Consider the following 21,711-nt stretch of genomic DNA (forward strand, 5'->3'; position numbering starts at 1 on the left):
GGTCTTCCGGCCGCGCGATGAACAGGCGCACCCCCCGTCCCCAATCACCCATCGTCAACGGATCACGGCAAGCGCAATCGCAGCAGCTTGCTGCTGCGATTGCGCTACCGGTGGGTCGGCGCAAGCGGTCGGAACCCCTGTGGGTCGCAACCTCGGTGGGAAGCCGGCCGAATAAACCCGCGGCCCCCGGCAGGGGCTGCTTGACAGGATGGACGTTCGTTAGGCCTTGGCGCCCACGTGGAAGGAGTCCGGCAGCAGCGTGAGGCCGATGAGCACCAGTTGGCTGCCGATGAAGAGGAAGAGCCACATGAAGGCGGCGTCGGTGAAGCCGTAGGAATGGAGGCCCACGCCCAGCATGTTCACGCCGAACCAGGAGAGGCTGGTGATGATGTTGCCGAAGATGGCGCAGGCCATGAGGCCCTTTTCCCGGATGTAGCCGGCCCAGCGGGCGTGGAGGATGACGGCGTTCCACAGCACGATGAGGAGGGCGCCGTTCTCCTTGGGGTCCCAGCCCCAGAAGCGGCCCCAGGACTGGTCGGCCCAGATGCCGCCCAGCACCGTGCCCACGAAGCTGAAGAGCAGGGCGAAGCAGATGATGCCGTAGGTCATGTCCGCGAGGACCTTGGTGGTGGCCTCGTCCCGGTTGCGGGCGAAGAGCTTGCGCAGGGTGAAGGCGATGGCGATGGCGCCGGCCAGGAAGGTGGCGCTGTAGCCGATGGTGATGGTCACCACGTGGGTGGCCAGCCAGAAATTGGAATCCAGCACGGCGCGCATCATCTCCATGGTGTCGCCCTCCATGGCCAGGTGGTGGGCGATGATGAGGGAGACGAACCCGGAGGCGGCGCCCACGGCGGTGGCGAAGCCCCGGCGGTACATCCGTTCCAGCACGATGGCCAGGATCACCGCGCCCCAGCCCACGAAGACGGCGGAGGAGTAGAGGTTGGTGACCGGGGGCCGGCCCTGCAGGACGATGCGGGAGGCCAGGCCCAGGGTGTGGATGATGGCGGCGCCCCACAGGAAGGAGAAGGCCCCCTCCTGGAAGAACTCCCGCCGGCCCAGCCAGGAGAAGAAGATGCCGCCCAGGGCCAGCATGTAGAAGATCATGCCGATGTAGAAGGGCTCCACCCGGTTGAAGAGCAGTTCCGAGCCCGCCCGGCGCAGGGCCTCGGGGCGGACCGAGCTCACCTGGCTGGCCAGGTCGGCGGTGGCGGCGTTGAAGGAGGCGGCGTCACCCACGGTGTAGGCGGCCCCGGCCCGGGCCAGGGGCAGGAGGGAGGGGTGCATGGAGCCGGCGCTGGCCCGGTCCAGGGCGGTGCCCACGGAGAGCCAGGCGTCGGGGTCCTGGCCCGCCAGGGGGGCCAGGGGCTTGAACAGCGCCAGCTCCGCCAGGGCCTGGTGCCGCGCGGCGGCCTCGGGGGTGTTGAGGGTCTGGAGCTCCATGAAGAGCCCGGGGGTGTCCATGAGCTGCATGGAGTTGCGCAGGCCGTGGTACTTCTCGAGCCGGCCGTAGAGCTTGACCACGGCGGACTGGAAGCGGGAGCGCTTCACGGCCTCGATGCCCATGGCGGTCTGGGCCTGCTTGACGATCTCGTCCAGGTGGGGGCCCAGGGTGGCGAAGCTGAAGCGCCGCTGGTTGCTCTGGGCCATGCCCATGAGGCCCAGCACGTCGGGATCGTCGATGCTGAAGATGGGCTGCTGGTCGGCCACCGCGGGACGGAACATGACGTCCAGGATCCATTCGTCGGGGCTGAGGGTGCGGTTCTCGAAGCGGATGGTCTGGCGTTCCTGGATGAGCAGGATGGCGTTGCGGGCCACGGAGTCCAGGGGCTTGACGCGGCCGCCCTCCAGCACCGGCATGCGGCAGAACTTCTCGATCTCCATGCCGCGCACGGGCCGCGGGGGCATCATCATGAAGATGGCCGCGGCCAGCGTGAGGACCGCGGGCAGCCATTTGGCGAGTCGGTTGAGGTTCATGCGGTCACCTGCTGGGTTTCATGGCGCTTCTTCATGGAGCGCCGGAGGGTGATCCCGAAGTGGATGAGCAGGCCCAGGGTGATGAGCGTGCAGGAGATGTAGGGGATGAGCCATCCGGGGTTCTTCACCACCTGGAGGATGCTCAGCTGGTCCCCCTTGCCGAAGCTGGCCTGGTAGAAGGCCCTGCCGTCGTAGCGCAGGGGCTGGTTCATGGAGATGAGCACGTCCCGCTCCTCGCCCCGGGTGGGGTCGGAGATGTGCACCAGGCTGGAGAAGTTCTTGGGGATCTGGGTGCCGGGATAGACGTCGTGGCTGAACTTCTTGAGGGTGATGGAGTAGGGCAGGTAGTACCGCCGGTTGTGCACGCCCAGGGTATAGGTGTGGCCCTCGTGGATGAAGCTCTGGGGGGCGCCGATGCCGTTGGAGGCCAGCCAGGTGCCGTAGCTGTGTCCGCCGGCCATGGGCTCCACGATGGCCGTGACCATGTTGACCTCGGTTTCCGTGGCGGCCAGGGGCGCTTCGGCGACCTTGACGCCGGTGCCCACGCCCTGGGTGGCCAGGGGCGGCGGGTCGCCGGGGCCCAGCCGGGTGAGGGTGGCGTTGGGGTAGAACTTCTTCACGCGGATGGTCAGGGGCGTGCCGGGAAGGGGCACGTCCTTGCCCTTGGCCAGGAGGCTCTCGGGCACGCCGTAGGCCTGGGGCAGGGCGGGGTTGGTCACGTCCGTGACGGTCAGCTCGAAGTCCCGGGGGCTCTCCAGCCAGTTCACGGTCTGGCCGTTCTCGATGGACATGTTGGTCTCCACCTGGAAGGCGCCGGTGGAGAATTCCCCCGCCACCAGGAGGATCAGGCCGCCGTGGGCCAGCCAGAGCCCGCACTTGGACCAGTTGGCCTCCAGGCGCCGGATGCCGGCCAGGGAGAGGTTGAAGACCAGCACGAGGCCCACCAGGGCCCCGCCGGGGAAGATGGGCAGGGGGAAGGCGAGGCCGGGGAAGTAGCGCCACACCAGGAAGGAGCGCATGTACACCTTCACCGCGCCGAAGGTTCCCAGATCGGTCTGGGCCAGGGTGCAGAGGACCACCAGGGCCATCAGCAGGATCATGGACACGATGGTGACCTGCATGGAAGCCAGGCCGTTCCAGAAGCGGAGCGCGTAGGTCTTAATCAAGGCGGAGGGTCTCCAGGTAGCGCATGAAGTCGGGCTTGGCCTTGCCCACGGGGGCCACGTCGCCCACCAGCTTGAGGAACCAGGTGCTCCCGTCCTTGGCGGTGAGGGAGCCCACGATCATGCGGGTCTGGGCCTGGCCCTGGCTGGTGAAGTCGAAGACGGCCACGGCGCCGGCCTTGCTCTTGACGGACTGGCGGGAGGTGCCCAGGGCCTTCTCGTCCATGGGTTCCAGGCCGATCTGGCCGCGCCAGCGGTTCACGTTGGCCAGTTCACCCCCCGCCTGGCCCGGAAGGCACACGACGGAGAGTTCGATCTTGCCCGGACCGGGCGGGTTGAGGGTGGCGAAGCGCATGCCGCTGCCCGGAGTCTCCGTCCAGCCCTTGGGAAGGGTCCAGCGCAGGGGGCTGGAGGGCGCCGGCGGCGGGGCCACCTCGCCGCCCATGGCCGGCGGCATGCCGCCCGGGGCCGGCATGGGGGTGGCGGGGGAAGCGGGCACAGGGGCGGAACGGCTCACCTGGTCCCGGTCGCAGCCGGTGAGGAGGATGGCGCCGGCAGCCAGCGCCGCGCAGGCGCCGGACGGCAGCCTCAGGGAAGGGGTTGGCATGGTGACATCTCCAAAGAAATGGCCTCAGTCCAAAGCATAACCGGACTGGTCCCATTTCAGACGCGGGAGCCCTGAATTGTGATCTACATCTTTTCGGCGATCTTGAGGACGGCGTCGCTGAGCTGCACCTTTGCGGATTTCAAATTGGCGGTGTTCAGGATGAGCTTGGGGCGGCCATTGTCCTCGAGGATCAGCACCGAGGCGGAGGAGGCCAGGTCCCGGCGGTTCGTGATGACGAGGCGGCCGAACTGCTTCATGGTCTTGGCGATGTTGGGGTTCGTGACCCAGCAGATGGCGGCGGAGGAATCCACGGCGATGCCCTGGGCTTCCAGGGCGCCCTTCAGCGCGGGATCGTCGCAGGCGATCTTGGCGGTGCCGCTGGAGGCGATGATGGCCTTCAGGAACTTGGCCTCCACTTCGGGGGCCAGTTCGGCGCGCACCGCAAGGCTGGCCACGGCCGCAGCCGCCAGGATGAAGATCTTTGCGTAGCTCATTTTGATCCTTTCATCGGCACGACAGCGGCCACGGAAGCCTGCTGGTTCGCCTGACCATAACCCCGGTCGAGGGGATCGCCCCTCCACGGTCGCTAGGGTTGATCACTCCCATTTTAATTCCATCGGCGAAATGGGGACAATGGTTTTGTACTGCCTGCTTTTTCCCAGGTCCTAAGCCTGCCGTTCCCCCAGGTTCCGCCAGAGGGCCACCCCCAGGACCCCCAGGCCCAGTCCCATCAGGCCGTGGGCGAGGCCGTAGGCGCCGGCCCGCAGGAAATGGTTGCCGAACATGAAACGCTCATTAAGCAATGCGAAATCGTGGGTCCCGTGGCGGACGCCCAGCACCAGGTGGTAGCCCTTGAGCAGCATGAGGATGACCGTGAGCACGGCGCCGGGGAGGTAGAGGCCGGTGGTCCAGCCCAGGACCCGCTGGGAGACCGGGCGCGCCCCCAGGGCGGAGGAAAGATGAAGCATCCAGGAAAAGGCCAGGGGCAGGAGGACGCCCACCAGGACGGCGTGCCCATGCACCAGCGCCAGGGTGAGGAGGAATTCCAGGTGGGCCCCCGCGGGCACCTCCGGGGAAATGAGCACCTTGCGCCCGGATTCCTGGAAGGAGATGCCGGCCAGCAGGGCCACGGCGAGCATGACGAGGGCGAAGCGCAGGTGCGTCCGGTGGAACCGCTGGTAGTGGCCGGGAATGTTCACGGGGGTCTCCTGGGTCGGTCCGCGTCGCTGGACGGGCCCTAAGCGGATTCTGAGGGAGCAAGTGACGAAGATCAAGGTTCCCCGGCGGGCATCCGTTGGATACTGGCCCGGTATCCATTCCGCCCTCGGCCGGGGGCGGGGCCTTCTGGTTTCCAGTTCCGTTTCCTCCTGGTGGCCCATGCTCGGTATTTCTCGTCAGACCGATTACGCGGTTAGGGTTGTGCTGCACCTGGCTTGCCTGGAGAAGGGCGCCCAGGTCTCCATCGCGGAGATCTCGGAATCCCGGTCCCTGCCCATGCCCTTCGTGCGGCGCCTCATCAAGCCCCTGGTGACCCGGGGCATCCTCGTTTCGGCCCGGGGCTCCTCCGGAGGCATCCGCCTGGCCCGGTCCGCCGGGGACATCTCCCTGCTGGACGTCGTGCAGGCCATGGAAGGGGGCATGGCCCTCAACCACTGCGCCGACGCCGACAAGGGCTGCCCCCTCTCCGGCGACTGCCCCGTGCAGTCCGTGTGGGTGGGCGCCACGAACGTCCTGGAACGCCACCTGGCCCAGGTCCACTTCGACACCCTCGCCGTGGGCCCCCACGGCCACGTGGTGGCCCACCAGCGCCTCCACACCGAAACCTCGGTGGCGGCGGGAAACTAGGGGCCGGGCCGAGTCATCGTACGGGTTCCGGACGTTCGCCCCGGTTCGTTGGCGCAGGCAAGCTGCGCCAACGGAAGGGCCCCGTCCGTGGACTGCGGAGGCGTGCTGCCGCATTCGTCCTCCGTTGGAGGGTGGGGGATTCACGATCCTGGGGCCCCCCGGGAGGGCCTAGGCCTCAAGGGCACGCTTCGAGTGATCGGGGGGAAGGGCGGTTGGCGCCGACGCTGAGTTGTGTCGATGGCTCGAAAAACCAGGAATGGGGCTCCATTCGTCCTCGGCGCATTCCCGCCAAAACACCGGAACGGCGATCCCTGTCCGAGAAACGGCAAGTGCTCGCAGCTTGCCTGCGAGCACTCACGGTGGGTCGGCGCCTTCGACCGGAACACAGGTGGGTCGGGGTCCCGCCCGATAGCCCCATTCAAAACCCCCGCGGCCCCCGGCAGGGACTGCTTGTCCGGGCCGAACGATCCAGACGTCGACCCCCCCCATGGGACGGACCTCGAGGCGCACGATTTCCCTCGGCGAATTAAGGAAATCCAGTCGTAAATATCCACCCAGAATTCGACTGAAAATGAGTCTCGCCAGCAGAATTGCGTGACAAATTCGAACGATCCGAAGGTAAATTTTTGATTTTTATTCATTCATTTAATTAGGCTTATACAAATCATTACCAAAAACATCACAAATGTGACAAAAGGGTCTTGTGAACTAGTGGCGGTTTCCTCCAGGATAGGGGATCGCAATTGTGAGGTTGAGGATGGAGTGCTGGTCGTTGACCGGATACGACGCTCCCTTCACCGCGGGTTTCCCATTCCCGCGGGGAGGCGCGCCATGGAGATGACGTGGATCGCCATCGCGGCGAGCCTCGCCATGGGGCTTGCGGCGGCCTGCTTCTTCGTCTTCGCGGTCAAGCGCGGCTGGTTCAAGGACATCGAGGACGCGAAATACCAGGTGTTCTGGTCGGACAGGAAAGATTCCAAGGATTCCACTAGGGAGGCTGTTGATGGCAGTCAATCTGAAAAGAAGTAGCGGGGGGGGCACCCAGGTGGCGGTCTCCCGCCGCAGGATGCTGGCCTGGATCACGGGCACCGGCCTGGTCGGCTCCGGCGTCCTGAGCGCCATCTCCAATTTCGTCTTCATCAAGCCCAGGGCCACCTACGGCCAGCCCCAGCGCTTCAGCATCGGCAAGCCCGACGACTATCCGGCGGGCACCCGCATCGCCCTGGACGCGCGCCGCATCTGCGTGGTGCGCGAAGGCAACCGCATCGCGGCGGTGAGCACCACCTGCACCCACCTGGGCTGCATCGTGGGGCTGGCCGACACGGGCTTCGCCTGCCCCTGCCACGGATCGCGCTTCGATTCCGACGGCACGGTCACGGGCGGCCCCGCCCCGCGGCCCCTTCCCTGGTACAAGATCACGCTGGCCCCCAACGGCGAGATCGAAGTGGACAAGGACACCGAGATCACCCCCGGGAGCTACCTGACCCTATGAGCAAAGAGACGGCAAGCCCCTCCCTCCTGACCGCGGTCAAGGAACTGCCCGGGAACGTGTGGAAGTCCCTCTTCCGCAATCCCCTGCCCACCAACGACCTGGAGCGTTCCAGCACCAGCTTCACGAACTTCTTCCTGCACATCCACCCCGTGAAGGTGCACAAGAACACGCTCCGGCCTTCCTACACCCTGGGCCTCGGCCTGATATCGTTCTTCCTCTTCATGATCCTGGTCGTCACCGGGATCCTGCTGATGTTCTACTACGTGCCCAGCACGACCCAGGCCTACGACCGCATGCTGGACCTGCGGGGCAGCGTGGCCTTCGGCACCATCCTGCGCAACATGCACCGGTGGTCCGCCCACGGCATGGTCGCGGTGGTGGTCATGCACCTGTGCCGGGTGTTCCTCACGGGCTCGTACAAGAAGCCGCGGGAGTTCAACTGGGTGCTGGGCGTCGTGCTGCTTCTGCTGACCCTGCTCATGAGCTTCACGGGCTACCTGCTGCCCTGGGACCAGCTGGCCTTCTGGGCCATCACCGTGGGCACCGCCATCGCCGGCTACGCGCCCATCGTGGGCAAGGACATCCAGTTCCTGCTCATGGGCGGCTCCACCGTGGGCCAGGAGGCGCTGCTGCGCTTCTACGTGCTCCACGTCGCGGTGCTCCCCGCCGTGCTGACGCTCTCCATCGCCATCCACTTCTGGCGCATCCGCAAGGACGGCGGCCTCTCCCGGCCCGCCGACGCCGATCCCACCCCCCCCATGGAAATGGCCGGCTCCGCCGCGGACCCCAGGCCCTCCACCCTGGACGGGAAGAAGACCTACGGCCTGCAGGGCCTGGTGCGCGGGCCCCTCACCAAGGTCAACAACATCCCCGACAACACCGTCTTCTCCTGGCCGAACCTCTTCATGTCCGAGCTGTTCGTGTTCGTCATGACCCTGGCGGTGGTCCTGGTGCTTGCGCTGCTGTTCAACGCGCCCCTGGAGGAGCCGGTGAACGTCATGCATCCGCCCAATCCGGCCAAGGCGCCCTGGTACTTCCTGGGCCTGCAGGAAATGGTCTCCTACTCCGCCTTCTGGGGCGGCATCGGGGTCCCGGGCATCTTCGTGGGGCTGCTGCTGCTGACGCCCTACCTGGACCGCTCCCCCAAGGGGGTGGGCAAGTGGTTCTCCCGGGACCGGCTCCTGGCCAACACGATCTTCCTGACCTTCCTGTTGGCGAACGTCATCTTCGTCATCATCGGCACGTTCTTCCGCGGTCCCAACTGGGCCTTCGTTACCCCTTGGTGAGGTCCAAACCATGAGATTCGCACTCGCCGTCGGAACGTTCCTGATCCTCGTGATCCACGGGGTCATCCTCTACAACCAGTTCAGCCACAAATGGGAAGTGCACCAGATCGCCTACTTCAACCAGGCCAAGGCCATGGCCAAGGGCGACGCGGAACGGGCCTCCCTGGAGGCGCGGAGCCCGCGCATCGAGCAGACCGTGGTGGCCGACTTCGGGGAGACCCGGGTGGACCGCTGCATCACCTGCCACATCGCGGCCGACGATCCCCGGTTCGCCACCTACCAGCAGCCCCTGAAGACCCACCCCTATTCCACCGCCATGGGCGATGTGCAGAAGAACGGCAAGTGGGAGCGCCGGCACAAGTTCAGCGAGTTCGGCTGCACCGTGTGCCACGACGGGCAGGGCCGGGGCCTCAGCCCCCGGGACGCCCACGGGGAGGACGAGTACTGGCCCGACCCCCTCCTGGGCGCGGCCACCCAGGAGAACTGGCGCAAGGATTTCGTGCCCATGCTCAGGGGCAAGGAGTACCTGGAGGCCAACTGCGCCCAGTGCCACACCGGCGCCTCCTTCAGCGGCACCCCCACCGTGCGCAGGGGCATGGAGCTCTTCTACGCCAGCAACTGCTACGGCTGCCACCGCATCGAGGGCCTCTCGGACGGCACCATCGGGCCGGACCTCACCGAGGTGGGCCGCAAGTTCAAGATCGACTACATCTATGCCCGCATCAAGGATCCCAAGTCCATCCTGGCCACCTCCATCATGCCCCGGTTCAACATGCTCTCCGATCCGGACATCAAGGCCCTGGTGGTCTTCCTGAAGAGCCGCAAGGGCAAGAACTTCTCCGAGACCGAAATGGACCGCTACCGCCTGCGCGCCACCGGCGGCGCGGAACTGGTGCAGGCCCACATCAAGCCCGTGGCCATCAACCCCGCGCAGATGGCCAAGCAGGGCGAGCAGCTGGTCCTGGACCGGGCCTGCACGGCCTGCCACAAGCTGGGCGCCAAGGACGGCGCCATCGCGCCCGACCTCAGTTTCGAAGGGCTCCTCAAGACGCCCGCTTGGCTGGAAGCGCACTTCCGCAATCCACGCTCCACCATGGCCGATTCCATCATGCCGGCCTTCCGGTTCACCGAGGACGAGTTCAAGGCCATGACGGCCTACCTCTCCGGGCTCAAGGCCGCCCCGGCCCTGCCCAGCCCCGAGGCCACCTACAAGGCGCTCTGCCTTCGCTGCCACGGGGACAAGGGCAACGGCCTGGGCCCCATCGCCGAGCACCTGGATCCCTCGCCCCGGGACTTCACCAAGGCGGCCTTCATGAACTCCAAGCCCATGGACCGCCTCGTGGCCTCCGTGCGCAAGGGCGTGGAGGGCACCTCCATGCCGGCCTGGGAAAAGCTGCTGGACGAGAACCAGGCCAAGGCCGTGCTGGGCTACATCCAGACCGCCTTCGTCAAGGAGCCCCGGCAGGAGCCCAAGGCCCGCGCCGTCCCCGCCGTCAACCCGGTGGCCTCCAGCCCCGAATCCATCGCCCGGGGCGAAGCCACCTTCCTGAACCGGTGCACCGGCTGCCACGGCCGCAAGGGCGACGGCAAGGGCCCCAACGCCCTGGACATCCTTCCCAAGCCCCGGAACCTGCGCAACAACCTCTTCATGGCCGGCGTGGGCGACCCGCGGCTCTTCGAATCCATCCTCTACGGCGTCCAGGGCACCGCGATGCCCTCCTGGATCGATTACGGTCTCAGCAACAACGATGTGGGCGATCTCGTCAACTTCCTCAGGAACTTCAATCCCAAACCCAAGGGGGGCCAGAATGCAGGAACAATTTAGCCGCGCGGAATCCGGGGGCGCCGCTCCGGGGGCCATCATCCACGAGGACACCACGGTCAAGTGGTTCGTGGTGAGCTCCATCAGCTACTTCTTCATCGTGGGGATCATCGCCCTGGTCATCGCCGCCAAGTTCGTGTGGCCCGACCTCATGGGCACCACCCCCTGGCTCACCTACGGCCGGCTCCGACCCCTGCACGTCAACGGCATGCTCTTCGGGTGGCTCCTGGCCGCCGACATGGGGCTGACCTTCTACATCGTGCCGCGCCTGTGCGGCGTGAAGATCTGGAGCGAGAAGCTCGGCGTCGCCACCGGCATCCTCTGGAACGTCATCATCCTCGGCGCCGTGGTGAGCCTGCTCCTGGGCCGCAACAAGGGCTTCGAGTACGGCGAGCTGGAGATGAGCCTGAGCGTCCTGGTGGTGGTGGCCTGGCTCATGTTCACCGCCAACATCCTCATGACGGTCTTCCAGCGGAAGTACCAGGCGATGTACGTCTCCATCTGGTACTTCATGGGCTGCCTCCTGTGGACGGCCTTCGTCTACCTCACCGGCAACTTCGCCACCCTGCTGGCCACGGGCGTCAACCAGGCCAACCTGAACTGGATGTACGTGCACAACGCCGTGGGCCTCATCTTCACCCCCGTGGGCCTGGGCATCGCTTACTACTTCATTCCCCGCACCTCCAACACCCCGCTCTTCAGCCACAAGCTCTCCATGGTGGGCTTCTGGTCCCTGGCCTTCGTCTACGTTTGGACCGGCGCCCACCACATGCTCCACGGGCCCATCTCCCAGTGGCTCCAGACCATCGCCATCGCCTTCAGCCTCATGCTGCTCATCCCCGTGTGGGCCGTGGTGTACAACCTCCTCATCACCATGAAGGGGCAGTGGCACCAGCTCCGCGACAAGGTCGAGCTGAAGTTCCTCATGTCCGGCGTCGTCTTCTACCTCCTCACCTGCTTCCAGGGCCCCATGCACAGCCTGCGCACGGTGAACGCCATCGTCTCCAAGACCGACTGGATCCCCGGCCACGCCCACATGGCCGTGCTGGGCGCCTTCAGCTTCTTCGCCATCGCGGGCACCTACTACGCCGCCCCGCGGGTCTTCGGCAAGCTGCTGCACTCCGTGGCCCTGGCCAACTGGAGCTACTGGATGATCATGATCGGCGGCCTGGGATTCTTCACCACCCTGTGGCTGGGCGGGTTCTGGCAGGGCTGGCAGTGGAACAACGTCTCCATCCCCTTCATCGACACGGTCGTGGCCCTCAAGCCCATCTGGACCGTCCGGTTCATTTCCGGCGTGATGATCTTCGTCGGCATCGTGATGTTCGCCTACAACATCATGGCCACCGTCCTCGGACCCGAAACCGAGGCGGCCGCGTAGCGGCCAGAAAGGAGCGAACATGCTGAGAAAAGCCGATACTTCCGCCGTCTGGGCCATCGTCGCGTCCCTCGTCCTCTTCTTCATCGGAGGCCTGCTCACCACCGTGGTGCCGCCCATGGTGGACAAGAGCTGGGGCAAGCCCTTCGCCAATTCCGATCCCTCCCAGGGCCCCACGGGCGCCCTGGTCAAGCTCAACGACCTGCAGATGCAGGGCCGCGCCATCTACGTGCGGGAGGGCTGCTGGTACTGCCACACCCAGCAGATCCGCACCCTGCTGGCCGACACCAAGCGCTACGGCTGGAAGGGCGTCGACGCCCCCATCTCCACCCCCGACGAGTTCGTCTACGACACCCCGCACATGTTCGGCACCAAGCGCACCGGTCCCGACCTGGCGCGGGTGGGCGGCCGGTACGACACCCAGTGGCACCGCACCCACTTCCGGAACCCCCGGGACCTGGTGAAGGGCTCCATCATGCCCGCCTTCCCCTGGATCGTGAACGACCCCAAGGAATTCCCCGCCCTGGTGGCCTACATGCAGACCCTGGGCCGCGCCAAGAACTGGCGCCCGGCCAACGACTACGAGAAGTGACCATGGACTACACCTGGCCCAGCGTCTACTTCGCCTACCTGTTCTTCTTCCTGATGTTCTCCCTGGCCGTGTTCTTCTTCGTCAAGACCGCCAAGGACGGGTACTGGGGCAAGGACGGGGAGGACATCAAATTCCGCATGCTGGAAGACGACGATCAGAGGAGAAGCCATGAGTGAGCAGAAGGAAGAGCTGAAGGACTATGCGGGCGGTTGGATCATGGAGAAGAAGGGCACCGACTTCCCCTTCTTCCTCAAGGTGGCCTTCCCCATCATCGGCCTGGGCTGCACGGCCTACATCGTCATGCAGATGATGGGCGACGTGAACCACGCCACCCGCGGCGCCTTCGTCCAGCAGTTCAACAAGGTCACCCAGACCAGCCCGGCCCTGCAGTACGCCGTGGCGGCCCTGGCCCTGATCTACGTGGTCATCATGGCCGTGTTCACCTTCCGGTCCATCAAGGAGCATTAGAGCCGTGGATATGGGGAATTGGCAGCTCAGGGTTCCGGACGACTCCCAGTACTGGCTGGAGATGGTCAAGTGCCAATACGCGTGCCCGGTGAACACCGACGCATGCGCCTACGTGACCGCCATCGCCGAAGGCCGGTACGAGGACGCCTACCGGGCCGCGAGGGCCACCAATCCCTTCGCGTCCATCTGCGGCCGCGTCTGCGGGGCCCCCTGCGAAGCCAACTGCCGCAGGGGGTCCCTGGACGAGCCCGTGGCGATCCGCGCCCTCAAGCGGTTCGTCACGGACAAGTTCGGGCCCGAGACGGGCGACTACGCGCGCTACAGGGAAGGCTGCGACCAGCGCATGCTGCCCCCCAACCGGGGCGACTTCGAGCGGGTGGCGGTCATCGGAGCCGGCGTTTCGGGCCTCACGGTGGCCCACGACCTGGTCCAGGTGGGCTACAAGGTGACGGTCTTCGAGGCCGACGCGAAGCCCGGGGGCATGCTCACCACGGGCGTGCCGGTCTTCCGGCTCCCCCGGGAGCTGGTGAACCACGAGATCGAGGCCATCGTCTCCATGGGCGTGGACCTCAAATGCAACATGAAGCTGGGACGCGACTTCACCATCCAGCAGCTGCGCGACGAGGGCTACAAGGCCATCTTCCTGGGGGTGGGGCTCCCCAACGGGCGCAAGCTCTCCCTGCCCGGGGGCGACGCCCAGGGCGTCTACGACGGCATGGAATTCCTGCGCGCCTTCAACGACGGCAAGGCCCTGGAGCTGGGCCGGCGGGTGATGGTGGTGGGCGGCGGCAACGTGGCCTACGACGTGGCCAGGTCCGCCCTGCGGCCCCTGGAGGCCTCCGAGGAGGACCTGGTGCGGGAGACCATGGGCCACGAGGAGAAAGTGGCCTACGACGTGGCGCGCTCGGCGCTGCGCCTTTCCGGGGACAAGGAGATCCACCTCATGTGCCTGGAGTCCCTGGAGGAGATGCCCGCCGACAAGGTGGAGATCCACGAGGGCGAGGAGGAGGGCATCCGCCTGCACAACCGCCGCGGCCCCAAGGAGATCGTCGTCGAGAACGGCCGGGTCAAGGCCATGCGCACCGTGAAGTGCCTGTCGGTCTTCAACGAGGAGCGGCGCTTCGCCCCCACCTTCGACGAGACCAGCCTCGAGGACATCCCGGTGGACACCGTGATCTTCGCCATCGGCCAGACCTCGGACCTGAGCTTCCTTTCCGAGGCCGACGGGGTCGAGACGGAGCGGGGCCTCATCAAGGTCAACAAGGACACCTACCAGACCACGGCCCCGGACATCTTCGCCTGCGGCGACATCGCCCACGGCGCCCGGCTCTTCATCGACGCCATCGCCTCGGCCCACACCGCCGCCCGCAGCATGCACGACTTCCTGCGGGGCACCCGCACGGACGTGGTGGTGCGCAAGCGCTGGGAACCGGCCGTCTACACCATGGCCGAGGGCTGGCACCGGGAGGAGCGCTGCAACGCCCCCGTGCTGGAGAGCGGCGTGCGCTCCGCCTCCACGGAGATCGTGGAGCTGAGCTACCCCGAGGAGATGGCCCGGCGCCAGGGGGCCCGGTGCCTGCGGTGCAACATCAACACGGTGTTCGACACCTCCACCTGCATCGCCTGCAACGGGTGCGTGGACGTGTGCCCCGAGGACCTCATCAAGCTGGTGGGCCTCAGCCGCCTCAAGGACGAGGACGCCTGGCTCAAGCTGGAACAGGCCGGCGCCGGCATCCCCTTCGAGGCCTACCGGGCCATGTCCGTGGAGGAGAAGGACGAACTGGGCGGGATCATGCTGAAGGACGAAAGCACCTGCATCCGGTGCGCCATGTGCGCCTCCCGCTGCCCCACCCACGCCATCCTCATGAAGCGCTTCGTCCACTACAAGGAATGCGTCGCCGTGCCCTCCCCCAATCCCCGCATCCTCTACCGCAAATGAGCGCCGAAGCCCCTCCCGCCCGGCACTGGCTCCTGGCCGAGAAGCGCGCCCCCCTGCCCCCCCCGGGGCGGGGCCACCGGCCCTTCCGGAAGCTGTTCCACCTGCTCTGCTTCCTGGTGTTCCTCGTCCTGCCCTTCTCCAACCTGATGCGCTTCGACATCCCCCGCCAGCGGTTCTTCTTCGCCGGCTTCGAGGTGCTCATCAGCGAGTTCAGCATCCTGTTCTTCGCCCTGATGTTCCTGATGTTCGTCATCGCGGTGGTGGCCATCATGTACGGGCGGGTCTACTGCGGCTACGCCTGCCCCCAGATGATCTTCAGCGAGGCCAGCACGGCCGTGGAGGCCTGGGCGGCGCGCATGGCCCAGAAATGGACGGCGCAGCCCGCGGCCCGGAAGGCGCTGGGCAAGGGCCTCTTCCTGGCCATCCTGGCCGTGGCCTCGGTGTTCCTGGCCTTCGTCTTCATGGCCTACTTCATCGAGCCCCGGGACCTGCTGGGGCGCCTGGCCCGCTTCGACCTGGCCTCCGTGGGCGGCATCATGGGGGCCTCGGTCACCCTGGTGACCTTCCTGGACTTCAGCCTGGTCAAGCAGACCTTCTGCACCACCGTGTGCCCCTACGGGTACATGCAGGGCATGCTCCAGGACAAGCACTCCCTCCTGGTGGCCTACCAGGACCCCGCCAATGCCTGCATCGACTGCAGGAAGTGCGTGCGGGTCTGCGAGATGGGCATCGACATCCGCAAGGGCCCCTACCAGATCGAATGCGTCCACTGCGGCGACTGCATCGACGCCTGCGACGAGGTGCTGGCCAAGGTGGGCCACCCCGGGCTCATCCACTACTCCTGGGGCGGGTCCGTGGCGGCCGCGGCGAAGGAGCCGTGGTACCGGAGGTGGGGGTTCAGGGATCCCAAGCGCTTCGTCATCCTCTTCGTGATGGTGGCCTACCTGACGGCGCTGGGGCTGACGCTCTGGCTGCGCAAGCCCGTCCTCATGCGCCTGACCCCGGACCGCACGACCCTCTTCACCGTGCTTCCCGACGGCAGCGTGGCCAACCGGGTCCGCATGAACCTGGCCAACCGCTCCCCGAAGCCGGTGCAGATCCGCATCTGGGTGGAGGGGCTGCCGGGGGCCCGGGTGGTGCTGGATCCCAATCCCCTCACCCTGGCCCCGGGCGCGGCCCTGGAGCGGAGCTTCGACATCGCCGCCCCCGCCGGGGACCGGGAGCTGAATCCCATCCGGGTGGTCTTCCAGTCCTCGGACCGGGGCGCCTCCGATGCCGCCGAAATGAACTTCTTCATGCCCACCCGGAGAAACTGACCATGGACGACAAGAAACGGAACGGACGGTTCTACCTGGGCTTCTTCGGCCTGGTGTGCGTGCTGTTCATCGGCCTCCTGGGGTACGTGTACAACCGGGTCTCCCACGCGCGGATCGAGATGCTGGACGAGCACGGCAAGACCGTCGCCGTGCGCTGAACATGGCGGTCTGCGACCTCTGCGGCAGCCCCGCGGGGCCGGGGGCCTGCTCCCGGACCTTCCTGGACGCGCCGCGGACCTTCTGCTGCAACGGCTGCATGAACGTCTACGCCATCCTGGTGGAAAGCGGAGCCGTGGCCGCGGGGGAGGACCTGCGCTCCTCCGAGGTGTTCCTGCAGAGCCTGAAGCTGGGCCTCATCGCGGCGCCCGACGAGGGCCGGCCCGCCATTCCGGAGGGGGCCGAGACCCGGGAGGAGCTCTACCAGATCTCGGGCATGTGGTGCACCTCCTGCGGGTGGCTGGTGGAGCACGCCCTGGCGCGGGAGTACGGCGTAGTGAGCGCGGACGTGCTGTTCACCTCCGATCTCCTGAAGATCCGCTACTGCCCCCAGTACCTTCCGCCGGGGGTCATCCCGGACCGGGTGGCCTCCCTGGGCTACCGGGCCCAGCCCTTCGGGGCCGAGGGGGACCGCAAGGGATGGCAGGACATGCTCCTGCGCCTGGGCATCGCCTTCGGCATGTGGATGAACGTGATGCTCTTCAGCCTGGTGGTCTACGCCAGCTTCTTCGAGGGCATCGCCGAGGGGGCGCGGCGGGCCGTGCCCTTCATCCTCATGGGCCTGGCGCTCCCGGCCGTCACCTATTCGGCCTGGCCCATCCACCGCCTGGCCTGGTTCGGGCTCAAGCAGGGCCGCCTGCGCCTGGAGGCCCTCATCTCCACGGGCGTCCTGGCCGCCTTCGCCTACAGCGCCGCCCAGGCCTTCCTGGGGGGGCGTCACTACTACTTCGACACGGCCTGCGCCATCGTCACCCTCATGCTCACGGGCAAGGCCCTGGAGCGCTCCGCCAAGGAGCGCAGCGCCCGGGCCATCGCCATGCTGCACCGGCTCCTGCCCCGCAAGGCCCGCATCCGGGTGGAGGGGGAGGAGCGCTTCGTGGCCATCGAGGCCCTGGCGCCGGGCATGGTCTTCCTGGTGAAGCCGGGGGAGCGCATCCCCGCCGACGGCCTCGTGGTGGCCGGCGCTTCCTCCGTGGACGAATCCGTCATCACAGGGGAATCGGAACTGCGGTCCCGGGTCCCGGGGGACCCGGTGGTGTGCGGCAGCCTCAACGCCGCGGGGGTCCTGGAGGTGCGGGTCACCCACGCCAGCGCGGATTCCTCCCTGGCCCAGATCGTCAAGTCGGTGGAGGGGGCCCTGGCCAACCGCAGCTCCCTGGAGCGCGCCGTGGACCGGGTCTCCCGGCTCTTCATCCCGGTGGTGCTGGCCATCGCCCTGGGGACCCTCGCGGGCTGCCTCGCCCTGCGCCTGGGGCCCACCGTGGCCATGCTGCGGGCCATCGCCGTGCTGGTCATCGCCTGCCCCTGCGCCCTGGGCATCGCCACGCCCCTGGCCACCACCGCGGCCGTGGGCGCCGCCTCCCGCAAGGGCATCCTCATCCGGGACGTGGGCGTCCTGGAGACCTTCCGCCGGGTGGACGCGGTGGTGCTGGACAAGACGGGCACCATGACCGAGGGGGTCTTCAAGGTGCGGGGCGCGGCCCTGGAGCGCCTGGACCTGGCCGCGGCCCTGGAGGCCTACTCCGAGCACCCCCTGGGCCACGCCCTGGTGGCCCATGCCCGGGAGCGGGGCATCGCGCCCGGGGACGCCGCCGATCTGGAGATCCATCCGGGACTGGGCCTCGCGGGCCGGGTGGGCCCCCACCGGGTGGCGGTGGGCAACCGCCGCCTCATGGAACGGGAGGGGGCCGAACCCACCCCGGAGACGACGGCCCTGGCTTCGGCCTGGCAGGCCGAGGGCTTCACCGTGGTCTTCGGCGCCGTGGACGGGGCGCCCACCGGGGCCCTGGCCTTCGGCGACGCCCCCCGCAGGGACGCCGCCGACCTGGTGGCGGCCCTCAGGGCCCGGGGCGTGCGCACCCTCCTCCTCTCGGGGGACGCCCGGAGCACCACGGCGCACATGGGCCGGCGCCTGGGGGTGGACGAGTGCCTGGGCGAGGTGCCCCCCGCCGAGAAGGCCGAGGCCGTGCGGCGCCTGCAGGCCCGGGGCGCCGTGGTGGCCATGGTGGGCGACGGGGTCAACGACGCCCCGGCCCTGGCCGCCGCCGACCTGGGCATCGCCCTGGGCTCGGGCGCCGACCTGGCCATGCACGCCGCCCCCATCGTGCTGCTGGGGGGCGGCCTCCTGCGCATCGACGGGACCTTCCGCCTGGCGGAGCGGACCGTCACCATCATCCGGCAGAACCTCTTCTGGGCCTTCTTCTACAACGCCGTGGGCATCAGCCTGGCCATCACCGGGGTGCTCAATCCCATCCTGGCCGCGGGGGCCATGGTGCTTTCGAGCCTGTCGGTGATCGGGAATTCCCTGAGGCTGGGCCGGGGCTGAGGGGGGGGTATTCCGCCAACCGGGGAAGGTCTTTCACTTCCCCTTTGCTTCCAGCTGCGCCACCAGGGCCGCCACGGCGGCCTCCAGCTGCTGGTCCCGGCCGCCGCTCATGGCCGCGGGTTCGTTGGCCACGTCGATGTCGGGTTCCAGCTGGTTGTTCTCGCAGAACTTGCCATCGGGGGTGCGCCAGCCGCCCTGGGGGATGCCGAAGACCAGGGTGGGGTCGATCTGGGCCTCCCACCACACGAAGGTGCCGGTGCCGGGCACGGGCTTGCCCACGGTGCTGCCCAGCCCCTTGAGCTTGTAGGCCACGGGGAAGAGGTGGGCGTCGGAGTAGTTGCCTTCGCTCATGAGGACGATGGAGGGCTTGACCCACTTGAGCAGGGGCTCGTGGCCGTAGGGGAGGCCCCGGGGGATGATGTCGAAGTACTTCCTGCCGCTCAGGAAGTCCGAAAGCTGTTCGTGGATGTTTCCGCCGCCGTTGAAGCGGGTGTCCACCACCAGGGCCTCCTTGCCGCTGTGGCGGCCCAGGGCCTCGTCCACCACGGTGCGCATGCTGGCGTCGTCCATGGACCGCACGTGGACGTAGCCCAGGCGGCCCTTGGACAGGCGCTCCGTCTCCGCGCGGTTCGCCTCCACCCAGCGCAGGTAGAGCAGTTCGTTCTCGCGGCCGGCGGGGATGGGCTTGACGGCCTCGTCGAAGGCGGCCCCGGCGTCCTCGAAGGTCAGGAGGGTGTTCTGGCCCGCGCGGCGGTTCAGGAGGCGCGCCACGCCCTCCGGGTCCTCCACGGGAACCCCGTCGATGGCGGTGAGCACCTGGCCGGCCCGGACCTTGCTGGCGTCCAGGTCCAGGGGGCCGCCCTTGAGCACCTCGGCCACCTTCAGCCCCTTGGGGGCGGGTTCCAGGAAAAGGCCCAGGGAGGCGGTGGCGGGGGTGTTCACCTGGGGCGCGTTGTACCGGGCCCCGGTGTGGGAGGCGTTCAGCTCGCCCAGCATCTCGCTGAGGAGTTCCTGGAAGTCGTAGTTGTTGCGCACGGAGGGCAGGAAGCGGCGGTAGGCCTCGCGGTACTTCGTCCAGTCCACGCCGTGCAGGTCGGTGACGTAGAACTTCTTCTCCACCTGGCGCCACACGTGGTTGAAGATGTAGGCGCGCTCGGCGGCGGGATCCTGCATGAGCTCGGAGGCCGCGGGCAGGTCCTCGCGCTTGGAGGTCTCGGGGTCCACCTTCACCAGCTTGCCGTCGGCGAGCAGGAACAGGGCCTTGCCGTCGGGGGTGGCCTCCAGGCCCGCGCGCTGCGCGCCCAGCTTCAGGATGAGCTTGTTCTCGCGGGTGCGGAGGTCCACGGACCAGAGGTCGTAGCCCTTCTCGAACCGGGCCAGGTAGTACATCTTGTCCAGGGCCCGGGCGACTTCGAAGTCGGCCAGGGAGGTGCTGTGGCTGGAGAGCCTGGCCAGGCGGTCGTCAAGGCCGTTCCACTCGATGGCCACGGGCTCCGGCTTGGGCTTGGCGTCCTTGGTCTTCTCCTTGGCCTTCTCCTTCTCCTCCGCCTCCTCCTTCTCCTTGACGAGGGCGAAGTCCTCCTTGGAGAGGTTGAACCGGTCCCAGGCCTTGCGGGTGAGGAAGAGCCCGAAGACGTCCCGGGTCACCCCCTGCTGGGCGGCGTTGAGGCTGCCCTCCCGCGAGGAGGTCCAGTAGATCATCGAGCCGTTGCGGGCGAAACGCGGATCGCCGTTGCCGAAGCCGCTGTGGGAGATGTTCCGGGCCGGGCCGGAACCGTCGGCGGGCATCAGGGCGATGTCCCGGAGCCAGCCCAGGCCGCGGCTGCAGGCGTAGACGATCCACTTGCCGTCGGGGGACCACTGGTATTCCTGGTCCCCGTCGGCGTACGAGTAGTTCCGGCCCTCGGGCAGGAGGGTGCGGGTCTTGCCGGTGGCCAGGTCCGCGACCTTGATGGAGGTGCGCTCCTCCAGGTAGGCCACCTCCTTCCCGTCCGGCGAGAAGAGGGGCTGGAATTCGTCGGCCTTGGTGGCGGCCACGGCCTTCTCCTCCAGCTGGGTGGAGGCGAAGAAGCTGGGCTCCTCCTTGCGCACGATGCGCTTGGTGAAGACGTCCCAGCTCCCGTCCCGCTCGGCGGCGTACACCAGGGTGCGGCCGTCGGGGCTGAAGCCGACGCTGCGCTCCTGCCCGGGCAGGCTCGTGATGCGGCGCGTGACCTTGCCGTCGGCGCTGGTGACGAAGATCTCCCCGCGCACCACGAAGGCGATCTCCTTGCCCGTGGGCGAGACCTTCATCTCGGTGATGGACCCGTTCACGGGCAGCACCCGCTCCAGGGAGCCCCTGCCGTCCACCTGGACCGACACCGACAGCTTGCGGGCCGCGGCCCCAGGGGCCTGGAGCCAGATCTCGCCGTCGTACCCGAAGCACAGGGTGTCGTTGCGGGCGGCGGTGAGGAAGCGCACGGGGTGGGTCTTGAAGCGGGTCACGGCCTCGGCCCGGTCCGGATGGGTCACGGAGCCGCGGAAGACGTTGAAGGAGCCGTCCCGCTCGCTGAGGAAGAAGAAGGCGTCCGGGTCGGAGCCGAAGGCCGGCTCCCGGTCCTCGCCCTTGAAGGAGGTCAGGCGGGTGAAGGCCCTGGACCCGGGCTGGAAGCTCCAGATGTCCCGGGTGACGGCGGAGGTGTGGTGCTTGCGGAAGGGGTCCTCGTAGCCCTTGACGTCCTGGTACAGGATGCGGGCGCCGGAGGGATCGTAGACGGCGTTCTCCAGGGTGATGTCCGTGAGGCGCCGGGTGCGGCCGCCTTCCCGGGACACGAGCCAGGTCTCCGGGAAGGAGCGCCCCGGGAACTGCCGGTCCGGGGCGGCGTGGCCCCGGGGGGACGTGAACAGGACCTCCTTGTCGTCCGGCGTGAACGCGAAGGGCAGGTCCGCCGCGGAATGCCAGGTGAGGCGCCGGGCCTCGCCGCCCTGGCTGGGCATGACGTACACGTCCAGGTTCCCCGAGCGGTCCGAGGCGAAGGCGATCCACTTGCCGTCGTGGCTCCACACCGGGCGGGAGCTGTACGAGCCGCCCACCGTCAGCGGGGTGGCCGTGCCGCCGGTGGCCGGCACCCGGTACAGGTCCCCCTGGTAGGAGAACGCGACGGAGGTGCCGTCGGGCGAGATGGCCGGGTAGCGCAGCCAAAGGGGCGGGGCCTGGGCCACGAGGGCGGCCGCGGCGGAGGTGAGAAGGAGCAGGCGAAGGGGACGCATGGGGCTTCCTTGGGATGGATGGGATCCTTCCAGGGTAG

The 21,711-nt window shown here is 67.7% G+C and carries 19 protein-coding genes; 13 read left to right on the forward strand and 6 right to left on the reverse strand.

Annotation, left to right across the window (positions count from 1 at the left end):
• Nucleotides 1–219: 219 nt before the first annotated feature.
• The 5 genes from R2J76_RS02180 to R2J76_RS02200 form a co-directional block, all read right to left on the reverse strand.
• Nucleotides 220–1,974 carry a cytochrome c biogenesis protein gene (locus R2J76_RS02180; protein ID WP_316414135.1) on the reverse strand — a complete coding sequence of 585 codons (1,755 nt, stop codon included), beginning with the start codon at nt 1,972–1,974 and terminating at the stop codon, nt 220–222.
• Entirely contained in the window at nt 1,971–3,140 is a 1,170-nt protein-coding gene (locus tag R2J76_RS02185) for a cytochrome c biogenesis protein ResB (protein WP_316414136.1), read from the reverse strand. Before R2J76_RS02185 ends, R2J76_RS02180 begins: the two co-directional genes overlap by 4 nt.
• On the reverse strand, nt 3,133–3,744 hold the full coding sequence (locus tag R2J76_RS02190) for a hypothetical protein (protein WP_316414137.1): 612 nt from the start codon (nt 3,742–3,744) through the stop codon (nt 3,133–3,135). Before R2J76_RS02190 ends, R2J76_RS02185 begins: the two co-directional genes overlap by 8 nt.
• Nucleotides 3,745–3,827: 83 nt before the next feature.
• Complete coding sequence (locus tag R2J76_RS02195) at nt 3,828–4,238, reverse strand: hypothetical protein (RefSeq protein WP_316414138.1); 411 nt, start codon at nt 4,236–4,238, stop codon at nt 3,828–3,830.
• 171 nt (nt 4,239–4,409) lie between these two features.
• A complete protein-coding gene (locus R2J76_RS02200) occupies nt 4,410–4,943 on the reverse strand; it encodes a hypothetical protein (RefSeq protein ID WP_316414139.1) in 534 nt (177 codons plus the stop codon).
• 178 nt (nt 4,944–5,121) lie between these two features.
• On the opposite strand from R2J76_RS02200, the gene R2J76_RS02205 reads away from it, so the two are divergent.
• The 13 genes from R2J76_RS02205 to R2J76_RS02265 all read left to right on the forward strand — a co-directional run bounded on the left by R2J76_RS02205 (nt 5,122) and on the right by R2J76_RS02265 (nt 18,424).
• Nucleotides 5,122–5,589 carry an RrF2 family transcriptional regulator gene (locus tag R2J76_RS02205; RefSeq protein ID WP_316414140.1) on the forward strand — a complete coding sequence of 156 codons (468 nt, stop codon included), beginning with the start codon at nt 5,122–5,124 and terminating at the stop codon, nt 5,587–5,589.
• An 831-nt stretch (nt 5,590–6,420) separates the two neighbouring features.
• Entirely contained in the window at nt 6,421–6,618 is a 198-nt protein-coding gene (locus R2J76_RS02210) for a hypothetical protein (protein ID WP_316414141.1), read from the forward strand.
• 16 nt (nt 6,619–6,634) lie between these two features.
• Nucleotides 6,635–7,081: a QcrA and Rieske domain-containing protein gene (locus R2J76_RS02215; RefSeq protein ID WP_316414142.1), complete on the forward strand. Its 447-nt coding sequence runs from the start codon at nt 6,635–6,637 to the stop codon at nt 7,079–7,081.
• Entirely contained in the window at nt 7,078–8,367 is a 1,290-nt protein-coding gene (locus R2J76_RS02220; RefSeq protein WP_316414143.1) for a cytochrome b N-terminal domain-containing protein, read from the forward strand. Before R2J76_RS02215 ends, R2J76_RS02220 begins: the two co-directional genes overlap by 4 nt.
• A 10-nt stretch (nt 8,368–8,377) precedes the next feature.
• Nucleotides 8,378–10,192, forward strand: a complete 1,815-nt coding sequence (locus R2J76_RS02225) for a c-type cytochrome (protein WP_316414145.1) — start codon at nt 8,378–8,380, stop codon at nt 10,190–10,192.
• Nucleotides 10,176–11,570: a cbb3-type cytochrome c oxidase subunit I gene (locus R2J76_RS02230; RefSeq protein ID WP_316414146.1), complete on the forward strand. Its 1,395-nt coding sequence runs from the start codon at nt 10,176–10,178 to the stop codon at nt 11,568–11,570. The genes R2J76_RS02225 and R2J76_RS02230 overlap by 17 nt, the downstream gene beginning before the upstream one ends.
• 19 nt (nt 11,571–11,589) lie before the next feature.
• Nucleotides 11,590–12,159: a cbb3-type cytochrome c oxidase subunit II gene (locus R2J76_RS02235; protein ID WP_316414147.1), complete on the forward strand. Its 570-nt coding sequence runs from the start codon at nt 11,590–11,592 to the stop codon at nt 12,157–12,159.
• A 2-nt stretch (nt 12,160–12,161) separates the two neighbouring features.
• Complete coding sequence (locus tag R2J76_RS02240) at nt 12,162–12,335, forward strand: hypothetical protein (RefSeq protein ID WP_316414148.1); 174 nt, start codon at nt 12,162–12,164, stop codon at nt 12,333–12,335.
• Nucleotides 12,328–12,627, forward strand: coding sequence for a hypothetical protein (locus tag R2J76_RS02245; protein ID WP_316414149.1), 300 nt, complete (start codon nt 12,328–12,330; stop codon nt 12,625–12,627). The genes R2J76_RS02240 and R2J76_RS02245 overlap by 8 nt, the downstream gene beginning before the upstream one ends.
• A gap of 10 nt (nt 12,628–12,637) precedes the next feature.
• The gene (locus R2J76_RS02250; RefSeq protein ID WP_316415878.1) at nt 12,638–14,566 is read left to right on the forward strand and encodes an FAD-dependent oxidoreductase; all 1,929 of its coding nucleotides are present in this window, start codon (nt 12,638–12,640) and stop codon (nt 14,564–14,566) included.
• Entirely contained in the window at nt 14,563–15,882 is a 1,320-nt protein-coding gene (locus R2J76_RS02255) for a 4Fe-4S dicluster domain-containing protein (RefSeq protein WP_316414150.1), read from the forward strand. Before R2J76_RS02250 ends, R2J76_RS02255 begins: the two co-directional genes overlap by 4 nt.
• Nucleotides 15,883–15,884: 2 nt before the next feature.
• Entirely contained in the window at nt 15,885–16,040 is a 156-nt protein-coding gene (locus tag R2J76_RS02260; protein WP_316414151.1) for a hypothetical protein, read from the forward strand.
• Nucleotides 16,041–16,042: 2 nt separating this feature from the next.
• A complete protein-coding gene (locus tag R2J76_RS02265; RefSeq protein WP_316414152.1) occupies nt 16,043–18,424 on the forward strand; it encodes a heavy metal translocating P-type ATPase in 2,382 nt (793 codons plus the stop codon).
• A 33-nt stretch (nt 18,425–18,457) separates the two neighbouring features.
• On the opposite strand, the gene R2J76_RS02270 is transcribed toward R2J76_RS02265, so the two are convergent.
• Nucleotides 18,458–21,673 carry a S41 family peptidase gene (locus R2J76_RS02270; protein ID WP_316414153.1) on the reverse strand — a complete coding sequence of 1,072 codons (3,216 nt, stop codon included), beginning with the start codon at nt 21,671–21,673 and terminating at the stop codon, nt 18,458–18,460.
• Nucleotides 21,674–21,711 lie beyond the last annotated feature (38 nt).

This window comes from Mesoterricola silvestris, assembly GCF_030295405.1.
GTDB lineage: Bacteria > Acidobacteriota > Holophagae > Holophagales > Holophagaceae > Mesoterricola > Mesoterricola silvestris.